Here is a 14930-nt window from a genome sequence, read left to right on the forward strand (position 1 = left end):
GTGATGCGCGAAGTCTGGGCCGATCTGCCGAAGATCGCCATTGACTACGCGGTGGCCGAGCCGGCCGCCGCGGCCGGGGACGTCGCGGTGATCCCCGGCGTTTTCAACTGGGACGACGTGGGCGACTTCGCCGCGATCGGCCGCTTGAACAAGGCCAGTGCCGAGGAGGGCATCATCAACCTGGGCGGCGAGTCGGTGCGCGTGTATGCCGACAGCGCTACCGGCGTGGTCTATTCGGACCGCCCGCGCGTGGTGGCCCTGGTCGGGATCGAGGATGTGGTCGTGGTGGATACCGCCGACGCGTTGCTGGTGACCACCAAGGAGCATGCGCAGAAGGTCAAGCAGACCGTGGAGGCCTTGAAGGCCGACGGCGCTACCGAGGTGCTCTAAAATCCACCATCCACCCGCAAGTTGTTAACCTCAGCTATCAACAAACAACATCTCCGTTCTATGTAGGATTCTTGATCATGACGCGACTTGCTATACAAGTCGTAGGCGAGCAAGTTCTGAAGGAGCAGTCTGCTATGTGCCAACATGAAATGATGAAAAAGAAGTGAGAATCTATCTTGTCAAGTATTGATATCAACCTCAACGACTCTTTTAAAGCCTATGACGTACGGGGCATTGTGGACGAGAGTATCAACGCTGAAGCAGTGGAAGCAATTGGAGCTGCTTTCGTCGATGTACTGGGATTAGCAGGTAATGAAGTGTTAGTTGGTGGAGATATGCGTCCATCAAGTCCTACTTTTACCGAAGCTTTTGCTCGCGGCGCTATTCAGCGTGGAGCCAACGTTGTCATGCTTGGGCTTGTGTCTACGGACGAACTGTACTTTGCTTCAGGAAAATATGATGCCGCGGGAGTTGTATTTACAGCGAGTCATAACCCGGCCGAGTACAACGGCATCAAGATGTCGAAATCAAGCGCACGTCCAATCTCATCAGAGAACGGACTTTACGATATTCGAGATCAAGCACAAGCCTATCTGGCTGCCGGAATACCAACGGTACCGAACAACTTGCTGGGTAAGATTCGTGAGCAAGATGTGCTGGCCGACTATTCCAGTTACTTGCGAGAACTTGTCGATTTATCCAACATACGTCCGCTTAAACTAGTTGTAGATGCTGGTAACGGAATGGGCGGTTTAACCACCCCAGCTGTACTTGGCGATGGCTTACTTTCGAAGCTACCGCTAGAAATAGTGCCACTGTACTTTGAACTCGATGGGACCTTCCCGAATCACCCTGCAAATCCGCTGGAGTCTGAGAACCTTAGAGATTTACAATCGGCAGTATTGAAGCATAAAGCAGATCTGGGTCTGGCGTTTGATGGCGATGCGGATCGGTGCTTCGTAATTGACGAACGTGGGTTGCCACTTTCACCAAGCGCAATCACGGCTCTCGTGGCAACGCGTGAAATTGCTCGGGCCCAAGCTGCAGGGGAGAAAACTCCAATCGTCATTCATAATCTGATCACGTCGAAGGCTGTCCCCGAATTTGTAGAAAAGTCAGGTGGCACCCCTGTAATGACAAGAGTTGGACACTCATTCATTAAAGCTGAAATGGCCAAGCAGGGTGCTGTATTTGGCGGAGAGCATTCTGCTCACTATTATTTCCGTGACTTTTACAATGCGGATACAGGCATGCTTGCGGCGATGCACGTTTTGGCGGCGCTGGGCGAACAAAGCGGATCTCTCTCAGAATTGGGCGCTGAATATGAGCCGTATGTTTCAACCGGAGAGATTAATTCAATAGTCGAGGACAAGGCCGGCGCTATCGCTAGAGTTGTCGCTTCCTTCAAGTCTTCACCTACGGTTATAACAGAAATGGACGGCACGACTTTTACGGCCGAGGACGGCTCGTGGTGGTTCAATTTACGTCCGTCGAATACTGAGCCGTATTTACGCTTCAACGGTGAATCACGTGAACCTGGTGTCATTAATAAGGTTGCCGATGAGGTTTTATCTATTGTGCGATTCGAGAACTCCACGGCCTTGGAGATGAATGGAGCCAATGATGGATTCTAAGAAATACAACAAAAAAGAAGTATTGCAAGAACTGGATAAAGCACACCAAGACATCGCGCGTCTAGTGAATTTTGCAGGTCGGCAACGAAAAGCATTGGCAGATATGGTTGCAGGACTTGGAGATAGCGGCGAGTCGCGTAGGCTGAAAGAAATTCTGCAAAAATTTCCTGTCCTTACTTCCCAATTCAATGAAGGCAATGCTGTAGCTTTTTATACTCGGGATCGAGACTTCACTAAAGCGAACATTTGGGCTGATGCCACGTCGGATCGTACCAGAGACTCGCTTTCCAATATGAAGGCTCTTCGTGTGTTGAGAACCAAAGAGGGGTCTATCTCTGATGCTCTCGAATTGAGCTATCGAATTGCCAAGAAAGAAAAATCTCAGAATACTGCTGGATTGCAGTTCCTCGAAGGTCGTGTAAAGGAATTGCATGGCGCAGTTCCTAAAATTCAGGGTCCAATACGTAGAATCGATAACCTCGTCGAGGGACGTATAGTACATCTGGTTAAAGAGAGCCGACCGAATCTTTCCAATGGATTCACCTCGCGCAGCCATAAGAACTTCTTAGCTGAAAAAGCTTCGGGCTTGGAGCCCGTCGTCATCACTGAACCGGGCTTCCCGGATAACAATCCTAAAACACGCACCGAGTTCGTTGATGGCATTCTGCACGTCAGATTAGGAATGGGTTCGATTGATTATTCGAAAGTTCCGGCTGACCAGTTCAATCAGATGTTTGCTGACTTAGCCTACGAAGAAATCAAGAAACTTCGCCCACAAGTGATTCATGCCAGTTCGGGAAGACGTGGATTTGAGACCGCGCTTTCAGGTATTGCTCTTCGGGCGAAGACCGGAATTCCACTGGTATATGAAGTGCGCTCGTTCTTCGAAGCAAACTGGACTGATGATACACGCGTTGAGCAATCTGGCGAGATCTTCACTCAGCGGATGGCGACTGAAGAGTACTGCATGGCAGTTGCGGATCGTGTTTTGACTATTTGTGAATCCATGAAGGATGAACTTGTTTCAAGAGGAGTTCCGCCCAAAAAGATCGGAATTATTCCCAACGCCGTCGACTCTGAACACTTCAAACCCGTTGATAGAAACATTGAGTTGGCTAGAAAATACGGATTGTTGAATGTTCCGACTTTCGGATACGTCTCAAACATGGACCACTACCGTGAATCGCAGGAAACACTGATTGAGGCGCTTGCTATTCTTGGCAGTCGCGGGCGGGTAGCAAAATGCATTCTAGTGGGCGGCGGTCCCCGCATGGATCTGTTAAAGGAGCTCGCAACTGAGCGTGGTGTATCGGACCGAGTGATATTTACGGGTTCCGTTGATCATAACGAGATCGACGAGTACTACTCACTAATTGATCTCTTCGTCGTTCCACGCATTCGGGAACGTGCTGCGACGTATGTTACTCCGCTAAAACCATTCGAAGCGATGGCACAACGCAAACCTGTTGTTACATCAGATCTGCCAGCGCTATTGGAAATTACGGACGCGCCAAAACGTGGATTGTCTTATACTGCAGGCGACGCCGAGTCATTGGCTGATCGACTTGAGACATTGTTCGAAGATCGTGAGGCACAGGAAAGAATCGCCCAAGCCGGATACGAGTGGGTGATATCGGAGCGTACTTGGAAGTCCAATGGTGATCGATATGTACAAGAATTTTCTAAGTTAGGGAGCTAACATGAAATCCACTTATTTGGGATTCCGTGCGACTGAGTTGTCGCCAACCTCTGAGCTTCTGGGCTCTCTGCATGCTTCTAAATCCGATATTGGAGACCAACACCTACTGGCATATACACCGGTTGCGAGGGTCAATCCCTATCAGGCCCTGTGTTACAAGCAATTTCCGAATGAAGGAATTCTGGCGGCGCCCGTTCTCCAGCCGGCTAAGTTTTTGGATCTGCAGAACTTATCCCTGAGGCCACTAACAAAGACTCTGCATTTACACTGGAACTCATGGATGACCCAGGGGATGGAAGACCCGGAGCGTGCCAGAATGATGGGCATGGGTATGGCTGGAAGGCTGCAACGTCTCCAAAAATTCGGTTTCAATATTGTCTGGACTGTTCATAACGTCTATCCGCATGACGCAATGCATGTACATGTTGAACTTGAAATCCAGCAACGGATCGCCGACACTGCAGACGTTTTACATGTGATGTCTGGAGCCACGGCCGATGCTATGTCAGGTATTACCGAGATTGATAGTTCCAAGATTCTAGTTTCACCGCATCCGAGCTATAAAGGTGCCTACCCTGATTATGTGAGCCGAGAGGACGCGCGAGCGGCGTTAGGAATCCATGGCGACGAGATTGTTTTCCTTGTTTTTGGTGCACTTAAGGCTTACAAGGGTCTAAGCCGTACGCTCGATGCGTTTGATCATTTGGTTGCCAAGAACCCCATGCAGCGATTTAGAATAATATTTGCTGGTAAAGCAGACAACTCAGATGAAGTGCAAGAGTTTATAACCAGAGCGAACGTTCACCCACGTGTTTTGATCGAAGACTCAAACATACCAACGGATAAAGTGCAGTACTTTATGCGCGCGTCAGATGTTGGAGTTGTTCATTATGCTCGATCGTTGAATAGCGGTGCCGCGTTATTGTACGGCGCATTCGATCTCCCAATTGTTGCCTCGGCGACTCCTACGTTTCTGGCGGAACTAAATTCAGAGAGTACGATTTTTGTAGAGGATGAAACCGTAGCGTCCCTAGCAGATTCCATGATGGAATCCATAGATCTAATCGGGAGTAAGGCTGCTCTAGCGGCCATTTCTGCCGAACAGAAGAGACTTTCCGCAGATAAAGTTAGCTCGCAGTTTGCCCAGGATTTGCTTATACGACTCAAGTGACGGACTTGTTGAAATCAGCAGTTAATCGACTGGGCAAAGAATAGTCACATAATTCCTATCGCCAATCAGCCACTCCGTTTTTTTTTGGGGCTGGTTGGCGTGGAATTATGAACTAAGCATATTGATTTCTCTGAGTCGTTTTCTGACCGTCGCGTCGACTTTCTGGCGTTCTCGGTACTTCTTTAGACGGCTCATGTGTAATCAAACTTACGTGTTGGTGAATTATCGACATTATGATTTCGCTCGTTACTTGACCACAATCACGTGAAGACTAGGTACGCGAGGCCGGTTCTGCTTGATCGGGGCAAGGTCAACAGTATGTAGTCATGAGCGTGTGAAGTCGTTTTACTGGGAGCCCGCATCATCAACGCCTACACATTGCTGGCGGGGCCCAACCCTGCTGGAATCGAACGATTGTGCCTGGCGACAATGGACGAATATTTCACCGACAACCCAATGGGTCAGGAAGTGTTTCGCTGAATTGCTATCGCTAGGTTGTGTCAAACCTCGGCTCTTCCAATCGAACCGCTAGAATTACTTGCGGATAAGACTACAAAGTTGAGGGAGTTTCCTCGTTGAAACGATCGAATCGCAAGACCGCTCAAGCAATGAGTTCGCGTGCCGAACTTTTTAGCATTAGACAGGAATATCTGAATCTTGAAGGTGACTTTGAGACCAGGGTACTGGATGATTTGGCTAAGTACCGTGCGCAATCATCGAAATTATCGCGGGAGAACGAGTCTCTGCGATCGCGCAAGGTGAAGTCAGATGGCCTAATCGCGAGGCTCGAACGAGAACTTGCTGCCGCTAAGGACGCACGACAGAAATTCAGCCGTGAGGCATCGATTCTCAAGAAGCAACTCGCGAATGAGCATGACCGGGCCGAGAAATTCAAAACGGCGTATGAGAATCTAAAGAACCATCCGGTCGTTAGAGCCGCACGCGGTTTGAAGAGCCCCTTTGCGCGTAAGCCTGTTGCTCCTCGCCAAGTTCAAAAGAATGTTCCAGTCCTGGCGGCATCACCAAGCATTTCCAACTTCGACAATGTAAGTCGGCCAGACAGTCCTGCCGGAACCGGCATCGAAGAAAGCTTCATCGATGCTATTAAGCGTGAAGCGGATGCATATATAGCCCGTTACCGCGACCAGGGCGAGATTGTTGAACCTTCAGAAGGGTTAGTTGCTCTTGCTGCAAAGGAGGAATCGCCTTCAAGCTTCGGAGCCTTGCACGATCAGATTCTGGGACAAGCCCGACTATTCGATTCCTTGCCGGTAGTTCCGCCGAAGACCTCTACGCCTGCTTATATGCCGCGGCCGGATAAAGTGATGTATTGCGCGCACAGCACTGGCGAATACAACAGCAACGGATATTCGACGCGTACGACTGGTCTCACCACTGCCGTCACCGAAGCCGGCATGGATCTCTTCATTGCAGCGCGACCTGGCTACCCTTGGGACTCCAAAGTCAACAAGAAGATGCCGAAAGAAAAGCGCCTGATTCGCAATTACCAGGGCGTCGATACGTACTTTAACCCGGGTGTATCACTACGTAGCGATCCACTGGATAAGTTTGTGCAGATCGCGGCGGATATTTATGTTCGCGAAGCGATGATGAATCGACCTTCAGTGATCGTATCTGCGTCCAACCACATTACGGCGTTGCCAGCATTGATCGCAGCTCGTCGTCTTGGAATCCCGTTCATCTACGAAGTACGTGGGCTTTGGGAAATCACCGCAGCGGCTGGCAACGAAACTTGGCACAAATCGGAACGATTCGAACTAGCACGCCGCATTGAGACTTTGGTGGCGAACGAAGCGGATCGTGCCTTAGCAATCACGGAGGAAGTCCGTGAGGAACTGGTGAAGCGCGGCGCAGAAAGAGACAAGATTGAAATCTTGCCGAATGCTGCGAACATTTTCCAGTACGTCCCTCTCCCAGCTGAGCGATCGAAGGTCGTTGACAAGAAAAAGAAGGGCGAGTTCCTTCTTGGATATGCTGGCAGCCTTGTGGACTACGAGGGACTGGATCTACTAATCAACGCGGTAGCCGAGCTACCAGAATCTCTATCGCACGTAGGCGCACTAATCGTTGGCGACGGCTCGGTCTTACCCGCGCTCAAGCGGCAAGTGACCGAATTGGGCTTGGACGAGCGAATTCGTTTCACCGGGCGCGTACCGAACGAACAAATCAACGATTACCTGGCAATTTTTGACGCCGTGGTCTGCCCGCGAAAATCGAATATTGTTACAGAACTCGTTTCACCATTGAAGCCTATTGAAGCAATGGCTGCAGGCCGTCCGGTGATCGGATCCAACGTTTCGCCAATTGCTACGTTGCTTGGTACCGATAGTGCTCGTGGCTTGCTCTTCGAAGCGGATCATGTGCAGTCCTTGGCTGAATCGATCGCCCTCCTGGCTAATGATCCGAGGACCGCTCAGGATATGGGGCGCCGTGCCCGTAAGTGGACGGTAGAGAACCGTACATGGCCAATCGTGGCAAAAACTTTCGTTGCCCAAGCTGCCAGTGTCCAGGGCCGTAGGCCAACGGGCAAGAAGCTTAAAGAGATTCGTATGGCTCTTATCGCTGACGAATTTACGACCTCAACCATCAGCCGCGAAGTTAATGTCGTGTCGCCAACTCCTAATAACTGGCGAGAGGCATTGACAGCGAATCCGGTCGATGTGCTCTTCGTAGAATCGGCGTGGGCAGGCAATGATGGAACTTGGACCCGCAAGGTCGGTTACTACGACGATGAGCAATGCGCGGATCTAGTAGCACTAATTGGCTACTGCCGCGGCAAGAACATCCCAACAATCTTCTGGAACAAGGAAGACCCGGTTCACTTCAATCGATTCCGCCGTACCGCAAAGTACTTCGACGTTGTTTTGACTACTGACGCCAACTGCTTGCGGGACTACTGGGATCACCGTGGTGGAAACCTCAAGGCGTTGGGCAGCCTTTCCTTCTGGGCGCAAGCGGAAATCCACAATCCAATGGGATCTTCCCGCGCCTACTCGCATACTGTGGCGTACGGTGGCTCCTATTATGGTGATCGTTATGCGGAGCGTTCGAAGGAATTGCGCGCAATCCTCGAAGGAGCACGTCCCCAGGGACTGACCATCTATGATCGCCAAGCCGATAATCCTGAATCGCCATACAAGTTCCCACCAGCATTGCAGGACTATGTCCAGGGCGGTCTGACTTACGAAGAAATGGTAGAGGCTTACAAGTCTCATCCGGTGCACGTGAACGTTAACTCGGTGAATGCCTCACCAACTATGTTCTCTCGTCGAGTTTTCGAGCTTGCGGCATGTGGTACTCCGGTAATTAGCGGCAAGAGCTTCGGCGTTACTTGGATGTTTGATGGGTCGGTTCCTGTGGTCGGTTCGCGCCGGGAATCGGAACTGATTTCAACACTATGGATGAACTCCGAAGCTGATCGCGTGGCCGATGCTTGGGAGCCATTGCGTGTGACCTTCCGCAAGCATCTGGCGCACCATCGTTTGGCCATGGCGCTTCGCATGGCTGGTCTCGCAGTTGATATCCCGACTTTGCCATCACTTGGCATTGAACTGCAGACGTTGACCGAAGAAATTGCTTGGGATCTTGTAGCAGCTAGCGTTCGACCTTCGCAGGTTTACGTTGCCGGGTTCAGCGACGATGATGCTGCAGTTAACATTTTGCGAACTGCAGGAATTGCAGTAGTGAGCAGTGACGCAGTTCGTGAAGCAGAGGTGGTTGCCTCCAACGCTGAAGAAGTTATCAAAGATCATCAGGTCCTTGAAGACATGCTAACTGCCATGTTCTATGGCCAAACTGCAACGGTACAGGTCTCTGACAAGTACGTGGGTACGCAGGGCCTGCCGCTCTGGATGCGCGAGCATGTGGATGCGCAGTTGCCGACTTTGACGCGCAGCAGCAACATCGCAGATTCTGCCGTAGAGACCATATGCCTTCGACGCCCACTTGACGTCGAAGAAGCGGACGGCACGCTCATTGACAATCCTGCATCCAAGGACTCGCAGAACATCCTAGTCGCGGGACATGACCTGAAGTTTGCCGGGTCAATCATGGCCGGGATATCCGAACACGGGCACAACCTGAAGATCGATAAGTGGGACGGCCACGCTCAGCACAATGTTGAAGAGAGCCAGGATCTTCTAGAAGATGCTGACACGGTGTTCTGCGAATGGTCACTTGGCAATTTGGCGTGGTATTCAACGCATTTGAAGCCTGGGCAGAAACTGGTGACCAGATTCCACTCGCAGGAACTATTCACGGATTACCCTCGATCGGTGAACTTCAAGAAGGTTGACAAGGTGATCTTTGTCAGCGAGTTGATCCGAGGAATGGCGATTCAAAAGTTCGGAATTCCTGAGGAAAAAACGATGGTCATTCCTAACTCTGTGGATACCAAGAAGCTGGATCTTCCCAAGTCCGATGATTCTCAATTTGTATTGGGCTTCGTCGGCATGGTTCCGCAGATGAAGCGATTCGATCTCGTGCTTGATCTACTGGAAAAGTTGCGTGCAATCGATAGCCGCTTTACGTTGCGCGTCAAGGGCAAACGACCGGAAGATTACCCCTGGATGGCTGCACGCGAGGAAGAAATGGCCTTCTACGAGGCGCAGTATGCTCGTATTGAAGAATCTGATCTACTCCGCGGTGCTGTGGTCTTCGATCCTCAAGGCGATAATATGGCCCAGTGGTACCAGGAGATCGGTGTTGCCGTATCCACCAGTGATTTCGAGTCATTCCACTTCACTCTTGCAGATGGAGCGGCATCTCGTGCGTTGCCGGTAGGCCTGGCCTGGCCGGGAGCGGAATGGCTGTACCCGAATGAGTGGTTGCATGCAGACACTGCGTCAGCAGCTCAATACGTGATCAGTCAGGTACAGGATCAAGCGAAACTGGCAGAGCAGGTTGAAGCTGCACGCGAGTTCACTGTGAAGAACTACGATTCCAACGATGTGCTTGCTCGAATCATGAATGAAATTGAAGCTAACTAGCGCTCTATAGTGCTTTTCTCTAGTGAGGTGCGTTCAGTGGCAATCGCCACCGAATGCACCTCACTGTATTATTGATCTAGTCTGCATTGAAGATAAAGTGAGTTGAGAAGTGAAAATTGCATTAGGGGACTTCCGAAAAGCACTTTGGCATCTTCGCCAGGGTGGTCCACAGCAATTGCAGGAGTGGTACCAGCGCCGCAACTATGATTTGCGCATCGGGGGACAGCAGCGCTACTTGCGAACAGATGTTGAGAAATTGCTTGGACTGCAATTCCCACCGGTAGAATTTGAACCTTCAGAGGACCACGATGGAAAGTTAAACGTTGCCGTCATTCTTGATGATTTCAGCGCGAAAGCTTGGGCGCCTGAATGGAACTGCACCTTTATCACCCCCAGCTCATGGCAGGATGAACTTGAAACACGAGAATTTGATCTTCTCTTCGTGGAGTCGGCCTGGGCTGGAAACAACAAGTCTTGGCAGTACCACCTAACCGGTCCGTCGGCACCTCGACCAGCGTTTGTCGAGATGGTGGAAGCGTTTAAAGAACGATCTGTTCCAGCAGTTTTCTGGAATAAAGAAGACCCACCGCACTTCGCCGACTTCCTCGATTCTGCAAGGCTGTTCGATGTCGTTTTCACATCAGATTCCCGCAAAATTCCGGAATACCATGAAGCGCTGGGCCATGAACGTGTCGCAGCGTTGAGCTTTGCAGCTCAGCCGAAGTTCCATAATCCGGTACGGACACTTAGCCAAGAACGCCGAGATGTAGCTTTCGCCGGAATGTATTTTGCGGACAAGTACCCCGAACGACAAGAACAGATGGAGATCGTGCTTGGCGGAGCCATGGATATCTCGCCAAAGCTCACTAGCGGGCTAGACATTTTCTCCCGGCAGCACGGCGGAGACGCGAAGTACCAGTTCCCGGCACCGTATGACCAGAATGTTGTCGGCTCGCTCGACTATGACAAGATGCTTTCTGCGTACAAGAACTACAACGTTTTTCTGAACGTCAACTCCGTGGTCGATTCGCCAAGCATGTGTGCCCGTCGAATATTCGAGATCACCGCCGCTGGCACTCCTGTGGTTTCGGCTCCAAGCGCAGCGATAGAGAATTTCTTCACGCCTTCAGAGGTACTTCAGGTATCCACCAGGGAACAAGCATCTAACTCGATTCGCAGCTTGGTTCGGAGCCCAGAACTTCGCCAGCGAATGGTCCATATGGGTCAGCGCAGGATCTGGAAGAACCATACTTATGCGCATCGTGCTCAACAGGTTGAACAATTCGTTGGGCTCCGTTCTGCTCACGGTCAGCCAATGTCCATGTCCTGCACTCCAAAGGTAAGTGCGATTGTTTCGACCATAAGGCCTCACCAGCTTCAGCATATATTCGAGACTGTAGGGAAACAGAAGGATGTTGAAGTTGAGCTCGTCCTCGTGGCTCATAAGTTCTCGGCCGCCACTGGACAACTGGCCGATATGGCATCAGCAGCTGGAGTAGCGAACTACCAACTGCTTGAGATGGGTGAAGAAAATACTTTGGGTGACTGCCTGAACGCCGCGGTGGCCATGGCCAACGGCGACTTCATCACCAAAATGGATGATGACGACCTATACGGGGAGTACTATCTCTTCGATCAAGTTTCAGCGCTTCGATACAGTGGCGCCTCGATAGTAGGCAAGCAGGCGCATTACATGTACCTCGCGGATTCAGATGCTACTTTGCTGAGATTTGCCGAACGTGAGCACCGCTTTACAAACCTCGTGATGGGTCCGACGATGCTTGGCCGCGCGCACGTTTTCCGCGAGACACCCTTTGATACACGTAACCGTGGCGAAGATACAAGATTCCTAAATGACGTCATTGAACGTGGAGGAACCATTTATTCGAGTGACCGTTTCAACTTTACCCAGATGCGCGGGAATGATGGGCTAGCGCATACCTGGGATCTGAGTGATGCGGAGTTGACTGCAACTGGTAGTATTCAGTGGTTTGGACGCAATGATAAACATGTCTTTTTCTAGGAAAGTCTTATTGTGCAAATAGTACGAGGTAAATCAGGGGAGTGAAGAAGATGAAAGTTATGCTTCTGACTCACTCGTTCACGCCTGAGATCTCGCCACCTCAGCGACGCTGGTCAATTATTGCCGACGAACTGGGGCAATTGGGGCACGAAGTTACTGTAGTGACCCCGAAATCAAATCGGATTGCAACTAAACGGCAAAGTCGTCTTCTTGATAATCATTATTTGAAGCTGCAGCACTATCCATCAATGCGTCGTTCCAAAACGATGCTCGGAAAAGTATTGAAGCATGGCGTTGATGCAGTTCTGAGCGTCCCTGCTGCATTCCGAGGGCAAAAGCCTGACGTTATTATCGCAACTGTCCCAGCAATTCCAACGCTAATTGTTGGCTTCGTGGCCAGCCGTTTACGGGGTGTACCCTTAGTTGTCGACCTCCGGGATGCTTGGCCAGATTTGCTCAGTGAATCACAAGTTATCAAGTTCCGCTGGGTCGAGCCAGCTATTTCGAAGATCATCAGTTTCGTTGTGAATAAAAGCGATATGCTCGTCACGGTGACGTACGGCCTGGCGGGGAAGATGAAGCGAAATGGCGTGAAGAACGTCGCCACAATCACCAACGGCGTTGAAACCGAACGCGAAGATCTTACAGTTTCTCAACGCGAGATCGATGGCGAATTCCATATTCTCTATCTAGGGAACATTGGTCGGAGCCAGGGTCTGGAGACCGTTATCCGAGCGATGGAGTACGTACCAGAATTTGTACGTCTGCGCATTGTTGGCCAGGGTACTGAAAAGAGTAAATTGATAAGCCTAGCGATGGATCTTGGGCTTGATATTGACTTCCAAGACCCTGTCTACGGCCAGGAGGTACTGGAAAATTACTCGTGGGCGGATACATGCCTAGTTTCTCTGCGTCCTGACTGGCCGAGCTTTAATCACACAGTGCCTTCGAAACTCTATGAACTTCTTTACTTGAATCAGCACGTCAGCGGTTTGGTCAGAGGAGAAGCAGCGGAAATTATTCGTGATTCCGAGGCTGGGACTGTGATTGAACAAGATGTACCTTCCCTGGCCGCTTACATTAACAACTTGGTTGCGAACCCTGGAATTTTGCGGACCGATCGTCGCGGGACCGACTGGGTCAGGAAACATGGATCGCTACGTCAAGCCGGGCGGGAATATGCCGAACTACTAGCCACAGTCGTCGATGCGTACTCCAAGAGATAGAGCAGAACTTTTGAATCTAAAAGTCATTCCGAATGCAATCAACACCGGTAATTTGGTACTTTCCAACATTGCTGATGATCCTACTTATTTTGCGCTCCAAGTTGCTCGCCGCTTCAAGTCCAAGCCGGTTCAACGCTCGTTGATTATTACTCTTGGGAGTGATAAATCCAGCATTCGGCTACGCGCGCTCTCGGCCATGCTGAAGGATGACACTAGTGCCCTGCTCTCTGCCTGCAGAGAATGGTTAAGCTCCGACAGCAACCCAAGGCAGTCAGTATTCCTGGCTAACCTTTGCATTGCTTCCAATGAGTGGGAACTTGCAGAAGAATTACTCAATAGGGGCAAACCTTCCATCGCCCACGTACGTGCCAAGGCCCGTCTATTGTGGTCATTGGGCTGGATGACAGATGCCATTGAGCTGTTGCAGCAGAATCGCAGTGGCCGTCAACTTCGTCACTATGAATCAGAATTGGCATCCTTCAAGGGGGCAGAGCCCTGTCTTTCTCCGCTCCGTACCGCCGGTATATCGACTAGCGCGACTCGTTCTGTTCTTTACGTTGCTACCAATTCGTTGCCACACACTGGTAGCGGTTACGCACAACGAACTCATTCAATTCTCGCGTCATTAAGGGATGCAGGATGGGGAGTCAAAGGACTTACCCGTGTGAATTATCCCTTGAATATCGGCAAACTATCCGTCTCAGAAGCTGACGTGGTTTCTGGTATCGAATACCAGCGCTGCCTGCCTTTTCCAGCGAAGCATGACTTCACCGGAAGAATCCAGCAACAAGCTGAAGACCTACTGAGCAGAGTCCTTCAAGAGGCCCCTTCTGTACTTCACACGACGACAGATTTTTCTAACGCTCTAGCGGTTAAGTCCGTTGCAGAAGCGACCGGTATACCGTGGGTTTATGAAGTTCGCGGACAGCTGGCAGACACGTGGCTTTCTACGCGTCCCGAGCGCTCGAAAGATTCAGAACGATACCGACTATTCGTGGAACGCGAAGCGTTTGTAGCTCGGCATGCCGATCATGTCTTCACCTTGGGCGATGCCATGAAACGCAACCTGATTGACGCGGGCGTTGATGAATCAAAGATTTCAATATTACCGAACGGGATAGGGGAAAAGTTCCTAGAGGAACCCGTGCCCAGGGACCAAGCTCGTGCGCAGCTGGACCTCGATTCTGAAGCATTTTATGTGGGGACGGTTAGCAGCTTGGTCCCTTATGAGGGGCTTTCGACAGTTGTCCGTGCTGTTGCTGAACTTGCGAAGCAGCACAAGGAGTTACGTTTGTTGATCGTTGGCGATGGTACGGATCGCGAGAATCTGATCAGTCTTGCCAAAAGTCTAGGCATCGCCGCGCGTTGTGTTTTTCCTGGTCGCATTCCGCGGGAACAGTCGCATGTCTATCATGCTGCGTTGAACGCTTTCGTCGTGCCACGAATTGACTCTGCTGTCACTCGCTCGGTAACTCCGCTCAAACCAGTTGAGGCAATGGCATCGAACGTACCTGTCTTGGCATCCGATCTTCCTGCCCTGCAGGAGCTGATCACTGACGGTGAGAACGGTCACTTGATACCTGCGGGGGATGTGGCTGAGTGGGCCGAAAATATCGAAAAGTTGATTTTAAACCAAGGGGCAGCTGAACGCATGGGCAAGTCAGGGCGGGAATTCGTGCTTGCCAATAGAACTTGGGAGCAAAACGCGCTTAGCGTTGTCCAAGTTTACGAGCAAGTAATAAGTAAAGCTCCGTGACAATGAGGCTGTCGCTGAACTC

7 protein-coding genes and 1 pseudogene are annotated in these 14930 nt (G+C 50.9%); all 8 read left to right on the forward strand.

All coding sequences use genetic code 11. The features are described from left to right. A pseudogene (locus tag ACFVHU_RS00005) lies at nt 1-390 on the forward strand (mannose-1-phosphate guanylyltransferase); the annotation flags it as partial. Nucleotides 391-566: 176 nt separating this feature from the next. Beyond that, entirely contained in the window at nt 567-2024 is a 1458-nt protein-coding gene (locus ACFVHU_RS00010) for a phosphomannomutase/phosphoglucomutase (protein WP_388021736.1), read from the forward strand. Next, nucleotides 2011-3723, forward strand: a complete 1713-nt coding sequence (locus tag ACFVHU_RS00015; protein ID WP_388021738.1) for a glycosyltransferase family 4 protein — start codon at nt 2011-2013, stop codon at nt 3721-3723. The genes ACFVHU_RS00010 and ACFVHU_RS00015 overlap by 14 nt, the downstream gene beginning before the upstream one ends. Before the next feature lies 1 nt (nt 3724). Further along, on the forward strand, nt 3725-4894 hold the full coding sequence (locus ACFVHU_RS00020; RefSeq protein ID WP_388021740.1) for a glycosyltransferase: 1170 nt from the start codon (nt 3725-3727) through the stop codon (nt 4892-4894). 575 nt (nt 4895-5469) lie between these two features. Further along, nucleotides 5470-9903 carry a glycosyltransferase gene (locus tag ACFVHU_RS00025; protein ID WP_388021742.1) on the forward strand — a complete coding sequence of 1478 codons (4434 nt, stop codon included), beginning with the start codon at nt 5470-5472 and terminating at the stop codon, nt 9901-9903. A gap of 109 nt (nt 9904-10012) precedes the next feature. Beyond that, nucleotides 10013-11926 carry a glycosyltransferase gene (locus ACFVHU_RS00030; protein WP_388021744.1) on the forward strand — a complete coding sequence of 638 codons (1914 nt, stop codon included), beginning with the start codon at nt 10013-10015 and terminating at the stop codon, nt 11924-11926. Between the two features lie 50 nt (nt 11927-11976). After that, nucleotides 11977-13152, forward strand: a complete 1176-nt coding sequence (locus tag ACFVHU_RS00035; protein ID WP_388022936.1) for a glycosyltransferase family 4 protein — start codon at nt 11977-11979, stop codon at nt 13150-13152. Further along, entirely contained in the window at nt 13133-14908 is a 1776-nt protein-coding gene (locus ACFVHU_RS00040; RefSeq protein WP_388021746.1) for a glycosyltransferase family 4 protein, read from the forward strand. Before ACFVHU_RS00035 ends, ACFVHU_RS00040 begins: the two co-directional genes overlap by 20 nt. Nucleotides 14909-14930 lie beyond the last annotated feature (22 nt).

The sequence above is a fragment of the Glutamicibacter sp. NPDC127525 genome (assembly GCF_042672105.1).
In the GTDB taxonomy this organism is placed as follows: Bacteria; Actinomycetota; Actinomycetes; order Actinomycetales; family Micrococcaceae; genus Glutamicibacter.